This is a genomic window from Paenibacillus sp. FSL P4-0176 (assembly GCF_037975265.1).
In the GTDB taxonomy this organism is placed as follows: Bacteria; Bacillota; Bacilli; order Paenibacillales; family Paenibacillaceae; genus Paenibacillus; species Paenibacillus amylolyticus.
In genome coordinates this window covers 6,288,146-6,305,675 of the sequence record NZ_CP150242.1, presented here as the reverse complement: position 1 = coordinate 6,305,675, position 17,530 = coordinate 6,288,146, and the positions used below count along the sequence as shown (strand labels likewise).

General features: G+C 42.9%; 16 protein-coding genes. 8 read left to right on the top strand and 8 right to left on the bottom strand.

Annotated features, from left to right (window positions below; all coding sequences use genetic code 11):
- Position 1: 1 nt before the first annotated feature.
- The 6 genes from MKY95_RS29065 to MKY95_RS29040 all read right to left on the bottom strand — a co-directional run bounded on the left by MKY95_RS29065 (position 2) and on the right by MKY95_RS29040 (position 8,196).
- On the bottom strand, positions 2-760 hold the full coding sequence (locus tag MKY95_RS29065; protein WP_101314572.1) for an ABC transporter ATP-binding protein: 759 nt from the start codon (positions 758-760) through the stop codon (positions 2-4).
- Positions 761-863: 103 nt separating this feature from the next.
- Positions 864-2,306: an ATP-binding protein gene (locus MKY95_RS29060; RefSeq protein ID WP_338707073.1), complete on the bottom strand. Its 1,443-nt coding sequence runs from the start codon at positions 2,304-2,306 to the stop codon at positions 864-866.
- 20 nt (positions 2,307-2,326) lie between these two features.
- On the bottom strand, positions 2,327-3,028 hold the full coding sequence (locus MKY95_RS29055) for a response regulator transcription factor (protein WP_339195669.1): 702 nt from the start codon (positions 3,026-3,028) through the stop codon (positions 2,327-2,329).
- 233 nt (positions 3,029-3,261) lie between these two features.
- Positions 3,262-6,606: a reverse transcriptase domain-containing protein gene (locus MKY95_RS29050; RefSeq protein ID WP_339195666.1), complete on the bottom strand. Its 3,345-nt coding sequence runs from the start codon at positions 6,604-6,606 to the stop codon at positions 3,262-3,264.
- Positions 6,576-7,172 carry a hypothetical protein gene (locus MKY95_RS29045; RefSeq protein WP_339195663.1) on the bottom strand — a complete coding sequence of 199 codons (597 nt, stop codon included), beginning with the start codon at positions 7,170-7,172 and terminating at the stop codon, positions 6,576-6,578. Before MKY95_RS29045 ends, MKY95_RS29050 begins: the two co-directional genes overlap by 31 nt.
- A 196-nt stretch (positions 7,173-7,368) precedes the next feature.
- Positions 7,369-8,196 (bottom strand): AraC family transcriptional regulator, encoded by an 828-nt coding sequence (locus MKY95_RS29040; protein WP_036606779.1) that lies wholly within the window; start codon positions 8,194-8,196, stop codon positions 7,369-7,371.
- Between the two features lie 375 nt (positions 8,197-8,571).
- Here MKY95_RS29040 and MKY95_RS29035 point away from each other — a divergent pair, with 375 nt between their 5' ends.
- Both MKY95_RS29035 and MKY95_RS29030 read left to right on the top strand, forming a co-directional pair.
- The gene (locus MKY95_RS29035) at positions 8,572-9,348 is read left to right on the top strand and encodes a sugar phosphate isomerase/epimerase (protein WP_047841639.1); all 777 of its coding nucleotides are present in this window, start codon (positions 8,572-8,574) and stop codon (positions 9,346-9,348) included.
- 55 nt (positions 9,349-9,403) lie between these two features.
- Positions 9,404-10,423 (top strand): Gfo/Idh/MocA family oxidoreductase, encoded by a 1,020-nt coding sequence (locus tag MKY95_RS29030; RefSeq protein ID WP_036668128.1) that lies wholly within the window; start codon positions 9,404-9,406, stop codon positions 10,421-10,423.
- Positions 10,424-10,550: 127 nt separating this feature from the next.
- Here the strand turns inward: MKY95_RS29030 and MKY95_RS29025 are convergent, their stop codons facing one another.
- Together MKY95_RS29025 and MKY95_RS29020 are read right to left on the bottom strand one after the other, a co-directional pair.
- A complete protein-coding gene (locus tag MKY95_RS29025; protein WP_127546671.1) occupies positions 10,551-11,498 on the bottom strand; it encodes an aldo/keto reductase in 948 nt (315 codons plus the stop codon).
- A gap of 20 nt (positions 11,499-11,518) precedes the next feature.
- Positions 11,519-12,523, bottom strand: coding sequence for a Gfo/Idh/MocA family oxidoreductase (locus tag MKY95_RS29020; protein ID WP_339195658.1), 1,005 nt, complete (start codon positions 12,521-12,523; stop codon positions 11,519-11,521).
- Between the two features lie 118 nt (positions 12,524-12,641).
- Between MKY95_RS29020 and MKY95_RS29015 the strand changes: the two genes are divergently transcribed.
- The 6 genes from MKY95_RS29015 (at position 12,642) to MKY95_RS28990 (ending at position 17,509) form a co-directional block, all read left to right on the top strand.
- Entirely contained in the window at positions 12,642-13,481 is an 840-nt protein-coding gene (locus tag MKY95_RS29015) for a helix-turn-helix domain-containing protein (RefSeq protein ID WP_339195655.1), read from the top strand.
- Positions 13,482-13,587: 106 nt separating this feature from the next.
- Positions 13,588-13,995 (top strand): Rrf2 family transcriptional regulator, encoded by a 408-nt coding sequence (locus MKY95_RS29010; protein WP_017692155.1) that lies wholly within the window; start codon positions 13,588-13,590, stop codon positions 13,993-13,995.
- Positions 13,996-14,208: 213 nt separating this feature from the next.
- A complete protein-coding gene (locus MKY95_RS29005; protein ID WP_074096526.1) occupies positions 14,209-14,658 on the top strand; it encodes a nuclear transport factor 2 family protein in 450 nt (149 codons plus the stop codon).
- A gap of 302 nt (positions 14,659-14,960) precedes the next feature.
- Positions 14,961-15,479, top strand: coding sequence for an antiterminator LoaP (loaP, locus tag MKY95_RS29000; RefSeq protein WP_036668123.1), 519 nt, complete (start codon positions 14,961-14,963; stop codon positions 15,477-15,479).
- Positions 15,480-15,780: 301 nt separating this feature from the next.
- Positions 15,781-16,776 carry a ketoacyl-ACP synthase III gene (locus MKY95_RS28995; RefSeq protein WP_036668122.1) on the top strand — a complete coding sequence of 332 codons (996 nt, stop codon included), beginning with the start codon at positions 15,781-15,783 and terminating at the stop codon, positions 16,774-16,776.
- A 16-nt stretch (positions 16,777-16,792) separates the two neighbouring features.
- Positions 16,793-17,509 carry a thioesterase domain-containing protein gene (locus tag MKY95_RS28990; RefSeq protein ID WP_051449553.1) on the top strand — a complete coding sequence of 239 codons (717 nt, stop codon included), beginning with the start codon at positions 16,793-16,795 and terminating at the stop codon, positions 17,507-17,509.
- Positions 17,510-17,530 lie beyond the last annotated feature (21 nt).

Sequence of the window (17,530 nt, the reverse complement as noted above, 5' to 3'; positions counted from 1 at the left end):
GTTATTCCTTCCCCGTAACCAAAGCGAAGATAATCGCTTCACGATCCTGAATTTGATGTTCGTCATAGGTGTCAAACTCAAGGATTCCGCCAATCTTGCCGTCTTGAATATAGATCAGGCGATCTGCCCGACAGGCGGCCTTGATATCATGCGTCACCATAACAACAGACTGTCCTTTTCGATGAATATCTGTAAGGATATCGAGAACGGCTGTGCCATGTTCCATATTTAAGCTTCCGGTCGGTTCATCCGCAAAAATGATATCCGGCGAATTGATCAAAGCCCGTGCAATCGCAGCTCGTTGCTGCTGTCCTCCGGAAGTTTGGGATGGGAGGCGGTTACGCTGTCCATCAATATCCATGGCATTCATCAGCTCAGCAGCGCGGGATAGGATGTCCTTCTTTTTGTTTCCTGCAATATATCCCGGTAAAGCAATGTTCTCTTTGATGGAAAGGTCTGGGACCAGATTGATACTTTGATAGATATAACCGATCCGGCGGGTGCGGAAATCGGACATTTGACGTTCACTGTAAGCGTCAATCCGCTGGTCGCGAAAATAGACCTCACCTGCTGTAATCTGATCCAGTCCGCTTAGCAGATATAAGAGGGTTGATTTGCCAGAGCCAGAGTTACCCATGATGACCGTGAATTCCCCTTCATAGATGTCGAGATCAACATTACGGATGGCATGATGTTGTTCACTTCCGCTGTTGTACGTTTTGCACAGATTCTGTGCACGGATAATCACCTTTTTGGACAATTCGAATCACTCCCGAGTGCAATATAGGATTTATTCTAGAGGAGGGATGTTGAGGAAGCCTTATCAAATTATGAATAAAGTATTACAGCTGTTGAGTGTGGGCTCAGCAGATCGGCAGATAGAACCGGAAGGTTGTACCTTGTCCTTCTTTACTAGTAAAGGAAATATGGCCTCCATGTGCTTCAATAATGCTTTGGCAGATAGAAAGGCCCAGCCCTGTACCTTCCTGAACACGTTGTTCTGCATGACTCGCCTGGCCTCTGAAGTAACGCTGAAAAACAAACGGCATGTCCTGTACACGTATTCCCTGACCCGAATCGGCAATCGTCACATTCAAATGCTCAGATTCCAGTTCCATATCTATACGTATCGTGTCTCCTGGAGCTGTATGCTTGAGGGCATTGGCGGCAAGATTGGAGATCACCTGTTCAATTCGAGTGGGGTCGATAGCGATTAACACATTGGGGATGTAGTTGGGTCCTTTATAGATAAGCCCCTTTGTTAGGACAACATGTTCAATAGGTTTCAACATCGTCTCCAGTATAGGCCCACTGTACAACTCACGGGTTTCCACCGAAATTTGCCCCAATTCCTGAAGTGCATGAACTAGCAGATCCTCCACAAGGCGGGCTGTTTTATCCGTATGGGTTCGCATCACTCCCATATATTCCATCAGCGTCTCCTGATCGTTGCATAGTCCTTCCTCAATAGCTTCTATGTATGCTTTTATCGTGGTAATTGGTGTTTTAATGTCATGAGATATATTGGTGATGAGTTCTTTTTGTGCTTGTTCCTGCTGAATACGCTGCTCGCTCATATGTTTAATCTCCGTGCGCATTAGATCAAACATGGCATATACTTCGAGCAATTCATCGTTCCGGTTGTACTGGATTTTTTCTTCATAATTGCCTTTAAGCATGGATTCCGCATGTTGCTTCAATTGATGGATGGGAGAGAGCAGGTGTTTGTCCAGTTTTCGTTTCATCCAGAATAGAAATAAGCTCAGAATCAGTGACAGGAGCAGGAGTGCGCTAATCAATATAACCGGAAAAGTCATCGATTGCTGAACCGTAACCATGGCTTGGGGGATGGAAAAGATGGCATTGCCGATCTGACTTCCCGTGGGTCCGTCCATCACAGGAAACGCCATATCAAGCCAATCGTTACCATCCGCGGCCTGAGTGGCATGATGCAGATCATAATGAAGAGCTGTACGCAGATTAACTTGCGTCCCTTCAGAGGTGGGGTCGGAGGACAGAATGGCTTTTCCATCCAAGTTTAGATAGGTAAGCAGAACCCCGGTCTCTCTTGCGGTGGAACGTATGTCTTCACGAATATTTTGTTCATTAAGATGCTGATAATTTTGCTCCAAAGCGAGTAAGATTGGATTGACCTTGAGTCGAACCTGATTCAGGGACAGATTGGATTCGCCTGAATTTCGATCTTGTAACAGCATCATCGACAGTGCAAGGATACTTAAAACGATAATAATGAGAAGCCCAAGTGTTGTTAACAACCAGCGTTTGGACCAGCTGTTCAATGACATGTGGGTGCCTCCAATCTCACTTATTCGTAATTGAATTTGTAACCGACACCCCATACCGTCTTCAGAACGGTCGGATGCGAGGCATCTGCCTCAATCTTTTCACGTAGTCTGCGAATGTATACGGTTACGGTATTTTCATCACCGTAGGTTGCATATCCCCAGATGGCGTCGAGCAACTGGGCTTTGGAGAATACCTGATTCTTATGGCTTGCCAAGTAATGAAGTAATTCGAATTCCTTGGCAGACAGAGAAACTTCCGATCCGTTTAATGTAACTTTATAGGCTTTTTTATCAATCACCAGGTTTCCAAGATGCAACAGATCTGTTCTGTCTCCAACGGATGTCATACTGTCATAACGCCTGAAGTGGGCATTAATTCGTGCTAACAATTCGCTCAGCGAGAAGGGCTTGGTCATATAGTCGTCTGCTCCAAAGCCAAGACCAAGTACCTTATCGGTATCACTGCCTCTGGCACTTAGAATGAGGATGGGGATATTGTTGCGCCTTCTGATCTCTCGACAGATCTCGATCCCGTCCATGTCCGGAAGCATAATGTCCAGAATGATATAGTCTGGTTGAATAAGCTCCATAATCTGAAGTCCATCTTGTCCAGTGGCTGCCACGGCGGCTTCATATTGATTTTTGGTTAAATAATCTCGCAGAATGCGCGAAATATCTGATTCATCCTCAATGATGAGGACTTTGCGCTGGTGGGTTAGCATATGTATCGCTCCATTATTAGAGTATCTATATAAGATGTTTAGTTGGTTGAAACTGTAAGAAAAACCTATGATTTTAACTATACAGGTTTGATGTGGATGAGTCATGAGGGAAGTGAGTAAGTTACTTTAATGCGTAGAGAATAAAACTCAAGAGCCTTCTCTTTCTACTCGCGGCTGATGAACTAAGCCAAATAGTTGAAAGAGAGGCCCTCCAGTATTATCAATCAGTCAATCTATCTTCCTTCGAATCCCGCAGGTGAAGTTTTAACTTTTTTTCCACTTGTTGCTTTGACTTTTGATTTGTTTTTAAACATTGTAGGATCAATATCAAACATACTAATTGCAAGTTGATTACCACCATGAACGTGTGCGATTAACTTGTCATGCCCTTTAAAAGGAGCATAAGCTGCGGAACCACCGAACTCACCTGTATTAGCCAAAATGACAGGTTGGTACATATGATAGTTTAAAGCTGTAATCATGTTATCAAAAGTATCTACATCTTGATTTAGTGCAGAAATAACATACATATCAGAAATATCTCGAAGATCCGCGGCTTGCTCAAGGTCAGTAGAATCATAACAGATGGCACCTGCTACTCGAATTCTTCTGTTTCCTGATTTTTGAAACTCTACTAATAACTGATAAGGGCGGTGTCCTTGAATCTCCATGGACTCTTCATAAACAGTCATATTTTTTTTACCTTGCCATACGGTAACATCAGGGTCATCGTCAGAGTATAGAATCCATATAGCTTGGTTAACCAATACTTTATCTGTAGTTCTTTCTTGAAAGCAAACACCTGCGAATATACTAGCTTTAGTCTGTCTTGATAATCTTTTTAGATAATCGATATCATCTGCGTGAACCGAAAGTTCTGGAAAAACAATGAGATCAACAGCATTTGCAGCTTCTCGTTTATTAACGACAGAATTTGATGATGCAGCTTGCCATGCAGCTAAATGTTTATTTACTAGATGGCAAACATCAGCGATATGCCCACGGTGTTTCCTTCTAAATTCAGGTGTCCAGTAAATGGGGTTTTTCAAATTGAAATCTGACATGTTAGGAAGTAGAGATTGAACAATAACAGCCCTAAATTGATTATCTTCTTCTCTTTTTTTGTTGATAACTGGTAACACATAAACTGGAGTATTTGATAGCTTACCGTAAAGCTGCTGTTGTGTCTTTTTTCGACCTTTTATAATCTTCATTAATTCAACGCGTGTGGGTGCTTCACTAAAATTTTTAAGGTGTCTATCGAAATAATGAATGCCAGGCCACTGAAGCATGCGAAGAAGGAGCTCACTTAGCCAAGGTGATAGGGGTAAGGGTTCTGTGAAAACACCTTGAGCGAACACAGACATACCAAAACGTCGGGTAAACCATGTTGATTTCAATCCTTTGTAGCCGTAGGAGATCGAATGATCTTGTCTAATCAAATATGAGTGTGTTGTAAAGTCATATTCTCCAGTAATACAAGAGCGTATAATGCTTCCTAGATTATAGAGCCAAAAGTACTCTTCTTTTACCCAAGGCTTATCATATAAACGATCTAATGAAAGTGTAGAATTACTACTACTGGAAAGTGTGAGAGTAAAAGAATCCTTTATACTCGGATTTTGTATAGAATCAAATTGCTTGAACTTAATTTGTACATCTTCAAGTGAAAGTCCGCTTTTAGAATTCAATCTATTGTAGAAGCTAGGATCTAATAATTTTTCAATTAAAATTAGTAGTGCATTCTCCTGTTGGAAAGGATTATCGGGACTACTGATAATAGTTGCTAGGTTATAACTAGTTTTATTTGTTGATTTTTGTGACAGTACTTTTTTGATATTGTCTCTGTAAGCGATAGAAGAAAGCTCTGGTGCTTCGTACAGTACCTCTTTTTCTATTTTAATATGTTTGAAAACTTCACGCACCAAATCTGGTCGATTTATGGATAGCAACTTTAATGTTGTGATTTTTAAATCTACGCTCAATAAGTTGTAGAATTCAGACATCCAAAGTGCAAATCTAGTCACATTTGGTTTGAGTTGTTGCACGACTAGACTTGTCACAAGTCGATCTTCAATTTTCTGTATATCTACAGGTTCAATAGTTTCATAGAGCAAAGACTGATGAAGAACAACATAATGATCCATTGCTTTTAGGCTTTCCCAGTTTTTAAATGCATATGGTTGATCCAGGGAAGCTAGATATAGTGCAGCCTGCTGGTTTAGGTACCATGAGCATTGAGTTGCATTTTTTAATATTTTTCGAGCAAAGAGAGCGAGTGTCTCGCGAAATGCTTGAACATCTATATTTTGCGGATAGTCCTGTTTATGGCGATATCCTATCCAAACTGCACTTGAACAGAGGAGATCCGCTGCTACATATTCCATTGCAAATTTATGTTTTTTTTCATTGATATTAATTAAAAAAGAAAAAGGAAGAATAAATATTTTAGATTCTAGAGCATCAATAACTAAACTTAAAAGAGACGGATCGGGATAGAGATCTAGTCCGAATTTAAGTAAAGAGGAAAGAGCTGGATTCCTTGACCAAATGGAAATCAATTTGCGTGAATATAGCTCAAGATCATGATCAATACTTGCAACATTTCCACTTGTCTGTTGCGATGTATTCACAAAATCTTCTTCAGGAATGTTAATTCCTTTCTGTGTTCTCAGAGCATCAACTAGTCGCTTTGCAGCGAAACGTTTAAGTGTATCTGAGTTGACATCTACGTTTAATACAGAGATTCTCGATAGAGCGAGACTATTGAAATTGTTTTTTTGCTTCTCATCAAGGTGTTCCGAAAGTTGCAATAGACTATCTAAATCACTTATGATCTGTCTAATTGAGTCTATATCAGGAGTACCACTGATTACATTTTGAAGCATATTCATACGAGCTGACAACTCATTTTGGCTAGATATCTCCTGATAGCTTTGAATTTTTGTTTTGTCTTCATTGATGCACAGGGGATCACTATGTTTAGTAACTTTCATTGAACTGAGATGTGTGTGTAGACATAAGCCGACTTCCTTAGTAATTACGCTTATGAGTTCTTGAGGCAATATATCATCGCTTGCTTCAATAACTAAACGCATGTCATCTACATATCTACAATAATCCCGGATTCTAATCTTGTTTGATAAGTTTTCAGTTTTAATTTCTTTATGTAAAAGTTCACCAACTTTTTTATCGAATCTCATCATATATATATTTGAGAAAAATCCTCCAGCTACAAGACCCTGAGGCAAGCCTTCTGGTAAATCCTCAATCTCAAATATTTCCATTGATTTCATTTTATCATCAGGATCCCATTTCCATGAGAATATGTTCTTGAGACTTTTCCAGAATGAATTGTCATCTTTTAAAGAAAGATCAGTAATTTGGTATTTAGAAACGTAATCCTCGTATAACCGCTTTGTTTCGTTAATCAAGGCTGTTCTGTCTATTCGATCATAGAATTTCTTAAGATCAAGCGTAATTACATACTGCTTCATACTAGGTTGTGCTATTGAATTATAGTATTGGCACATAAATTTTGGCCTTTTTAAGAATTGTTGATAGTCTTCATAGTACATTCGATAACTTTAGAATTTCCCCAGCCAAATGTTGCCTTGTTTTTTCCGTCCATAGAATCCCAGTGACAGTGCAGTCGATTTCCATAACTAAAAACGCTTTGTTCTTGTGCTTCGACGAAATTATCACCGTCGGTAGGTCCCTGTAGAGTTTCAATTGCATCAGCCAAGCACAACATTGCTGCCGTAGCAATGGATTGGTCCCGAATTCCTATGTGTGCTAACGGGCGTAGACTAAAGTCCTCTTCAGTATCTATATCTGAAGTCTTATCTGTAGGTTTCCAGTAAACATTCCCTTCTTTAGGAAACTCCCAAGTAGAGGTTTTGGGCGCAGGTACCAGCATTAAATTATCGGGTTTGTACACATCCGTTTTTAGTTGCTCTGCCCAAAGATTAAGATTTTTTTCCAAAGTAATAGTTGATAGATCAAGTTCTAACACATCTGCATACCAGTTATGCCGCCTGATATAGCTGTGAGATTTTTTCCAAGCTTGCGCTAAGATAACAGGATCCACTAAATATTCTTTCCGTGGAGATAAGGCCAGGTACTTTTCATTAATGATTGTCATATAATTCCTCCATGTTTATTTGTTAAAGGCAGACAAATTTGTTCATATACATTAATTATTTATTTGTAAAAAGATGCAGATTGATTTTCATTATACTATATTGAAAAATAGTCTATAAAAATGGTTTAAGAAAGAGAAGGTAGTTAGAAATTAATAAAGTGATTGAAAAGCACATAATCAAAAATTATAAACACAACTATACATGTTCCAAATCATCAATGGGTTCAGGTTCCCTTTCCCGATACTCCGCCGGAGACACACCGAAGTGCGCCCGGAATACCCGGTGGAAATAGGAGTAACTTGCAAAACCACAGGATTCGGCAATATGCTCCAGTGTCATTTCACTGTATTTCATTCGTTCCAATGCCGCATTCAAACGGATCTCAATCGCATATTGAATCATGGTCTTATTGTAGTGCTCCTTAAATAAACGGACTGCACGTGACAGGCTGAGGCCCGCATAACGAGCCGCTTCATCAAGCTTGAACGTAACAGTGGCATGCTCCTCAATGAAACGTTTTAACTTCAGCGCAGAGGAAACTGCCCGATCGGTCTGTATATTCTCTTTAATTGCCCGGTCGATATACAGACATAATCCGCGTAGTAACGCATCCTTTAGCTCCGCATTTTCCTCAAGAGGCCCGCGACGTTTCTCAAGTAACATATTTCTCCACAGGCTGATGAGTTTGTCATCCAGTCCAATTCGGCTCACGGTAGATCGATGCTGCCGTTTCCACCAGTTCTCGATCCAGCTGCCCTCGCAGAACAGATAATAATCTCCGCTGGACAAACGTCCTTCCTTATGTGGTTCATCGACAACGAGATGGTAGTCGTCACCAGGCTTTAAGAGCAGCAAGTCCCCGCTCGTCATCCTGAATTCCTCATCCTGTACATACACTTTGCACGAGCCTTCGGTCTGCAGACGGAACAGATAGGTTTGCAGCTCGCCCTTCATATTATGAGTGAACGCTTTATAGTGGTATGAGTAGTCACAGATCAGTACAGATGTCTCTAACGTATCCAAAGATAAAATCCCCCAATATGTACATCCTTTTACATCATAAGTTTAACTTAACATTTAAACGAAAACGGAGAGGACAGAAAGAACCTGAAGAAACGGAGTGTTCGCCTTTATCACCGGATTTTATCCTTTTGAAAAGGAAATTAAAAAAATCTGGGGATAACAGCGATCGGAAGGTTGTTCTGTCATCGGAGTGCCAGTGTAAATATCTTCAGTTGAAATTAGGTACATTCAATTGATGCAAAATGATGGAAATAAAATTTGATCAGATAGTTCATGTTCTGACTATATTGTATATGTTCATTCTAGCCTGTTTTGCGTTAGGATGATACCAGATAGAGCAATGAAAGCAAATTTGAGAACAGAGGTGTATCCTACATGAAAAAACTTAATATTGGTTTGCAATTGTTTACACTCCGTGATGAAACTGCAGCAGATTTTCGTGGTACGTTGCGTAAGGTAGCGGCCCTTGGATATGAAGGTGTGGAGTTTGCCGGATATGGCGATATTCCAGCTGAGGAAATGAAAGCGCTACTAGATGAACTTGGACTGAAAGGATTCAGCAGCCACGTTTCACTACATGCAATGCGCGAAGACTTGCAAAAACAAATCGATTACCTGAAAACAATTGGCGCACAATATATCATTTGCCCTTACTTGATGCCAGAAGATCGTCCTGAGAATGCAGAAGGTTGGACCAAGCTATTCGCTGAGTTACAACAATATGGAGCTGAAGCAGCGAAACAAGGGTTGATCTTCGGATACCATAACCATGACTTTGAATTCCATGGCCAGGTTGGCGATGCCAATGCCTTTGATGCCATGTTCGCTCAAACATCACCGGAAGCGGTAAAAGTGGAAATGGACGTATGTTGGGTACAATTTGCGGGACAAAATCCGATCGAGTATATTAAACAATATGCGGGTCGCTTGCCGCTGCTTCATCTGAAGGACTTCAGCAAAGACGAACAGGGCCAGATGAAAACACTGGAATTGGGACAAGGTTCGGTTGACCTGCCAGCTGTTATTGAAGGCGCTACGAATGCAGGCGTGGAATGGCTGATCGTGGAACAAGACGTATGTCAGAATCCTCCGCTTGAGAGCGTATCCAACAGCTACAACTGGTTGAAAGAAAACTACCTGAACCAATTCTAATGGATCATCGAACCATGAAAAATGCTAATCTATTTGTCAAAGGAGACTTATGTACATGAGTAAAATTAAAGTTGCTGTATTCGGCTGTGGAGCCATTGCCGAGCGCAGACATATTCCAGAGTACGCTGCCAATGAGAACGTAGAACTTGTCGCTTTTGCCGATCCGGTTGTGGAGCGTGCGGAGAAGATGGCCGAGACTTACGGCGGTAAAGCGTATTCCAGTTACGAAGAATTGCTTGCAAACGAAACAGTGGATGCCGTTAGTGTGTGTACACCAAACTATCTGCATGCGCCAATGGCGATTGCTGCTGCAAATGCAGGCAAGCATGTATTGGTTGAGAAACCAATGGCAGTATCCACTGAAGAAGGCGAGCAAATGATCGAAGCTGCCAAGAAAAATGGCGTGTATTTGATGGTTGGACACAACCAACGTTTGATGCCTCCTCACGTAAAAGCAAAAGAAATTCTCGAATCCGGCAAACTCGGTAAAGTCTTGAATTTCCGTACATCGTTTGGTCACCCGGGTCCGGAAGGATGGAGTGTGGACGGAGCTGAAAGCTGGTTCTTCCGTAAAGAAGAAGCGATTATGGGCGCAATGGGCGATCTGGGCGTGCACAAATCCGACTTCATCCGTTATCTGCTGAATGATGAGGTATCTGAAGTGGCTGGTTTCATCAGCACACTGCACAAAGAAGGCACTAAGGTTGACGATAACGCAACTTGTTTGCTGCGTATGAAGAGCGGAGCGATCGGAACGCTCGTAGCAAGCTGGACACAATACAGAGCTGGAGACAACAGTACAGTGCTGTGGTGCGAGAATGGTGTTATGAAGATCGGAACAGTGGAAGGCGATGAAGTTATCGTTGAGCTCACCAATGGTACAGTTGAGACGTACAAAGTTGGTGCCATGGCTACCAACGAGAAACAAGTGCCGAGTGGTGTCATTGACGCATTTGTAGAGTCGATTGTAACCCAAACACCTCCAGCGATCTCCGGGGAAGAGGGCTTGCGTTCCCTGCAAGTGATCCTGGCAGCATTCGAATCCGAGAAAACAGGTCAGATCGTTAAACTGTAATCCAACCGAATGACATTGCAATTTCTAACATTCTATATGGCTTAATCTGCGATATAAAGGACTTACCTTCAGAGATGTGCTCTGGGGTAAGTCCTTCTGTATTTGTTGATGGAATGATTAATTTTCTTTAGATGCCAGCCGGTACATCACTGCCCAGATCCAACCATGCGATTTCAGCAGGAGTAAGCGTGATGCGTGATCCTTCGTCACAGGAGAGCAGTTCTGCCTGATTCTGGGCTCCGATCAGCGCACAGGTTGGGAACGTCTGATTCAATACATAAGCAAGTGCAATCTGGATTGGTGTTGTTTTCTTGGAATTAGCCAATTGTTCAGCCCGATGCAACCGTTCCCAGTTATCATCACTGTAGAATACACGCACCAGATCTTCGTTATCCCGAACTTCAGGTGTGAATCTTCCAGTGAAGAAACCACGTGCTTGGGACGACCAGGATAGCAATGGTAGTTTGGTTTGCTCATGCCATGCCAGCGTCTCTGCATCTGCTGACACACAGCCTTCCCAGAACGGTTCGTTTGCTTTGGCGAGACTGAGATTTGGACTGCTGAATGTGAAGCCCTTCAGGCCATTTGCCGCAGCGTATGCATTGGCTTCCTCGAGCCGCTGCCAGGTCCAGTTGGATGCGCCAATTGCGCCGATTTTGCCGGATTCAATATGTTCGTTCAGTGCTTCAAGAATAACACTGACAGGGGTATTGGGATCATCGCGGTGCAAGGCATACATCTCTACGTGATCTGTCTGAAGACGCTCCAGACTTTCCATCAAGTCACTGCGGATGGCATCAGCATTCACACGTGGCCCATTCTGGTCATGATGCGCGCCTTTGGTGAGAATGACGATCTGGTCGCGGTTACCACGTTCCTTCATGTAACGACCAAGGACTTCTTCACTCTGTCCACCACAATAGATATGTGCTGTATCTACAGTGTTACCGCCAATCGACAGAAAAGCATCCATGTTCGTAGCTGCTTTATCGTAGGCATTATGCACGAAATAATCGGTTCCTTTAATCAATCGGGAGACACGTTTACCTGCACCAGCAATTTCGATATATTCCATAAGTCAGTTCATCCTCTCAATTATAGTGTAATTCGTGTACGCTCTTCCGCTGAACGAAGGCAAGCTTCCAGTACTTTCATATTAGCTACCGCATCGGAAGGGGCGAAGCGCAAATCCTTGCCCTGAAGTACAGCACGTGCCATATCATCTCCCTGTAGAGAGTAGTGGTTCACTTGCGGGACTTCAATCTCTCTGCGTTCACCACCAGCCGTTACATAGAAGTTGGAACTGCGGTCCTGTCCGCTGATAAATGCCGAAGGGACTTCAATAATCCCGTCGGATCCCAATACCTCCAGCGTGTTGCGGAAGGCTGCCCACATGCTGCTGTCAAAGGTCACACCAACGTGATTATCGAATTCTAGCAGTCCAGAGGCCATCATATCGACTTGATCATGCTGTGGGGAGAACATGCCAATAACGGTAACTGCACTTGGTTCTTGACCAAGCAGCAGACGTGCTACGCTGATGGAATAACATCCGATATCATACAGTGCACCTCCGCCCCAATCCCGCCGAAAGCGGACATTGCCGGATGCATTGGAGTTATTAAATGAAAATGTGCTGTGCATGCCACGAATCTCACCAATCTCACCGCTGGCAATGATATCCCGGATCTGTTCATATCGTGGATGATGGCGGTACATGAATGCTTCAGCCAGATGCACACCTGCATCTGCACAAGCTTGAACCATCTCCTGAGCTTCCTGTTCTGTCAGAGCCAGTGGTTTTTCGCACAAAATATGTTTGCCTGCTTCAGCAGCCCGGATCGTCCATTCCCGATGAAGATGATTCGGCAGTGGGATATATACGGCATCAATGGAATCATCAGCGAGCAAAGCTTCATAACTGCCATAAGCCTTGTCGATCCCAAGTTTCTCGGCCGTCTGTTTGGCTTTATCTTCGTCTCGACTGGCAATCGCGGTTACTTCATTTAACTCGGATTGCTGCAGGCCTGGAATGACGGATTCCACAGCAATGCTAGCGCTACCAAGAATGCCCCAACGCAATTTTTGAACTGAATTCATGTGTTGTATCCTCCCGTTTATGAATGTATATTGTGATTATAAAGAATAGATCAATGAATTAAAATGATAATATATTGAAGTTAGTTAACACAATATTGTTGATCAAGGAGAACCGGCTATGATGAGACAAACCGTATTGCTTACCCTGCAGGATATTCCATATTTTTGTTATCCCGAGTCCGTTGGACATTATATGGACCACGTCCAGCATGCCGTGTTGCGTGAGGCCGGCGCACTGAACAACTTTAATATTCACTACGTCGCTTCGGGCAAGGGATATGTAGAAGTGGACGGGGTGGTGCATGAGCTTCGCGCAGGTCAGGCGTTTCTCTATTTCCCGCAGCAGCGGCAGCATTATTATAGTAGTGAAGATGATCCATGGGATGTACGATGGGTTCATTTTTACGGTGAACGTCTGCATGATTATATGATCGAGCGGGGGTTACATCGCAATCTATTGTGGACACTGCGGCAACGCAGCTCTTGGGAAGAGGCTCATCTGGCCTTGCTCACTGAAGCCGAACAGAACACGATGCTTCGTCCGGCTCAGCTATCCACACTGACCTATGCCGTACTCGCCGAGTTCGTGCAGCATGCAGTACCTTTAAAGAGCACACGTACCACAAGTAAGGCGGAGAGTCGGGTTCTTGCACTTCTTCCACAGATGCAGCAGGAAGCCTGTCAACCTTTCCTGTTGCAGGACTGGGCGGATCTTGCAGGTGTGAGTTCGTATTACTTTTGCAAAATGTTCAAGAGTGCTGTGGAGATGACGCCCATGGAATTTATCACTCGTTCACGACTACAGATGGCGAAGCAATGGTTACTCGAACGGCCTACGGCCAACATTGGACAAATCGCGGAGGAAGCGGGGTATCCCAATGCCAGTTATTTTAACCGCCAGTTCATGGCCCATGAGGGGATGACACCTACGGATTACCGCGGATTGTATCACAATTAACTCGTATCTTTTCGATGTTGCCAGTGCTTGAGGTATATTGGTTTGACACAGAGCTCAATCAAGTCTATTATGGATAAATTAAATCCGTGTATAATGAGGTGCCCTCATGAAATATTCAAAAGCGACAAATTATGCTTTGCATACGATGCTTCATCTTGTAAGTACTGCCCCCGAACAGCTGGTTAGTGTACACCAACTTGCAGAATTGCAGAAGGTATCACCAACGTATCTGTCCAAAATTTTGACCAAATTGGTTAAGGCGGGCATGATCGAATCAACTTCTGGCGCCAATGGTGGCTACCGGCTTAGTCGTAAAAATCCGGATCCTTCTTTCTTGGAGATCATTCATGCGATTGAAGGTCAGGCGTCCCTGTTCGAATGTTCCCAGAATCATAACGCAGGCTGTTTGATCCAGCAGGTGATGGTGCAGGCGGAAGAAGAGATGGAAAGTTTTTTGAACAATAAAAAAATGTCAGAACTGGCTTCCCAGATGAAGGGTGCACATTCCCTGTAACTTGCAGATAGAAGTGAACTTCAATCGACGTGGTTAACTCGTCTGGCACATAGGTATATCCAGATCTTTCCCCAACCTCGCGAGAGGTAAGGAAAGATTTTTTTGTATCGTTGTACCTAATAGAAGGCGAATGGTACAATAAGGAAGGTATAGTATGCATACATACATGATCCTAATCTTACATCACATTTTACATCTCTGGAGGGACAACACATGAGCCAATCAACGATTACAGGACTGGAACAATTGCTCGCGCTTGAAAACATTAGGAACACCAAGGCGCGTTATTGCCGCTATATTGATACGAAGCAGTGGGATACTTTGGGCGATGTGTTTGCTCCGGATGCAGTGGCCGATTTCAGTACAGAGGGCAATCCAATTCCGGTATTAACAGGCCGTGATACGATCGTACAAGTATTCCGTGATCTGGTGGATGTTGCCGTAACCGTGCATCATGTTCATAGCGCCGAAGTTGAATTTGTATCTGAGAACGAAGCAAAGGTCATCTCCCCAATGGAAGATTGGGTCACGTTCCCGGAGGGCAATGAGAACAAATCATTCCACGGATTTGGGCATTACCACGAAACTTTTGTCAAAATCGACGGCCAGTGGTACATCAAACATACAAGTTTGAAACGTCTTCGTTTGGACCTGTTTGAATAGTATAAGGATGGAATAATAATCACTTACAGATGCTTGATGCTGTAAGTGATTTTTTGGTTACAATGGAGACGAGTAACGTCCCTGAGTTGGATATCAGACAAAATGTGAGTGTTTTATGTGAATTGTAAGGTTATTTTACATAAAATTGAATTAATAGCATTGACGTTCCAAAAGTCATGAGTTAAGATACTTACAACAAATAAAATACATTTTATTACACAAATTGAAAATTGGGGTCTTTGTTCTTTCTTATGTATATGTATATTTCCGCTTGGCTAATTTGTTAATCAGAGGATGATGCCATGAACTGGTACGCATTGTTTGTACACACAGGAAGCGAAGAAGTCATTAGGAAATACCTACATATGTATCTAGGAACCTCCATTCGAGTTTTAGTCCCCAAGAGAAAAGTTCCGGAGAAGAAATCAGGTATTTTTGAAGCCTGCACCAAAAAGGTCTTTCCTGGCTATGTATTAATTCAAGTCAACATGACCGCCGAAACTTACCACTTAATCTGTTCTATTCCTCATATCATTAAAATGCTGGGAACTAACGCAAGCTGCACGCCAATCCCGGATCATGAAATGACCACATTGCTAAACCTCATCAATCCGGAAGATATTATCGATTATTCAACCGTATATATGGAAAATACCAAAGTTGTGGTGTTAGATGGCCCGTTGATGGGACACGAAGGCATCATTAAGAAGATTGACAGACATACGCGCAGAGCAAAGATATGGCTTCACCTAACAGGTAATGATAAACCCAGATTAGTTGATTTGGGTGTTGAAATTTTATATGCAAAACAAGAAAAATGATAATGTACTCAGATATGCTATGGTCACATACGACAACCAAAACCGGAGGAGCAGAATGAAGCTTAGGCACATTATGCAACCAAAGGAGTCATATGCATAAACTCTGAAATACACAACGTGTATCAACAGGGCGAAGCTGTGTAGTTAGGAGTGGTCCTGACTACATTTTGTTGAAAAAGGTATTCCTGAGACAGTACAGCGCGAGTAAGCTGCTGAACTGTTTTTTTGTTGTCTTCAAAAATTTTTTATAGTTTTCAGAGAGGGCTACTCACCTTAGATTCAGGAAAGGAAGACGTGATGCATGAGAAAAATGACCATTCGGGGTATTGGCATGTATGTGCCGGAATCCGTGTTAACGAATCAGGGGCTGGAGGCTATGAACATTAACGCAAATGCGGACTGGATTTACCATAATCTCGGAATCCGTGAACGAAGAATTTCGCATGAGCATGAGTACACCAGCGATTTGGCATTGGAAGCTGCGAGACAAGCTATAGAACAGGCTTCGATTGATGTCGAGGATATTGATATGATCATTATGGCGACGTTCACACCGGATCGTTTAATACCTCATCCGTCGGCTCTCGTGAAGGAAAAGCTCGGAGCGGACCAAGCCATTTGTCTGGATCTCCGCGCGGGTTGTGCCGGGTTCAGCTATGGATTATTGAATGCGTATTATACGTTCCAGGCTGAAGAAGATATAAGCAATATTCTAGTCATCGGCGCAGATACCTACTCGAAAGTAACTGATTGGCAGGATCGAGCAGCGTGTTCCAGTGTAGGAGACGGAGCAGGGGCATTTGTCTTACAGGAATTAGATGAGAATGATTCCTATCACAGCGTTTTTCTGAACGGAATTATGCATCACGAGAATATGGAAGATATCAGTTATGGAACACTGCCTGTTCATTATGGACACATTTCTGATGGATCTGCTTCCGTCTATACGTCCAATGGTCGATATTTATATGAACAATTGGTCAGAGGTATTCCGCGGCTCGTGAACCGTCTTTTGCGCAAAGTAAAATGGAATATGGGGGAAGTAGATTTGTTTATTTTCCCACAAACAAACAGTAATCTGATTAGAGAACTGGCCGTTGCCTTGGGTATCCCACAAGAAAAGGCCTATATGACGATGGAAAAATACGGGTATACCTCTAATGCTTGCTTGCCAATTGCGGTGACCGAGGCTGTGAATCAAGGGGCACTGAAAACGGGTGACCGTGTCGTGTTGGTTGGGGCTGGGGCTGGAACGTATTATTGCGCTACAGCAATCAGATGGGGAGAAGTCGTGTAAGTGGAGAGGAGATTATATGGCCAAGATGCGATTATATTGTGTCCCTTATGCAGGAGGGTCAGCATCAATATATAACAAATGGAAAAAGGGGTTATCCGAGTCCATTGTGCTGAACCCTGTTGAACTTGCAGGACGTGGATTGAAATTCTCTAAGCCGCTCTATGAGAGTATTCAGCAAAGTGTAGATGATGTATTTGATTATATATCTCGCGATTTGCCAGATGAGGAGCCATATGCTCTATTTGGACATAGTCTCGGAAGTCTGATTATCTATGAACTGTATAACAAAATGCATGAAGAGCAGTTCAGGAAACCCATACACATGTTTTTCTCGGGGCGAGAGACACCGGATTATAAAAAAGACCAGGTCTATTACCATTTGCCCGAAGGACAGTTCATAGACCGCATTAAGGAAATGGGCGGTACCCCGGATGAGTTCTTTGAGAACCAGCAACTTATGGATATGTTCATCCCCATATTACGTAAGGATTTGGAGATGAATGAGACGTATACTTACGAAGAGAAGCCTTATAAACTGCAATGTGATATCACGATACTGAACGGAGCAGAGGATGAGGGCTACATTCTGGATTGTGCAGAACATTGGAGAGGTTATACGGAACAAGGAAGTGCCGCCCGGATATACAAAGGGGGGCATTTTTATTTATTCGAAGGCAGTATGCATCGGGTTACCAGCATGATCAATCAGACATTAACAAGTTATATGGAGTAGATCCTATACGGAGGTGAGGTG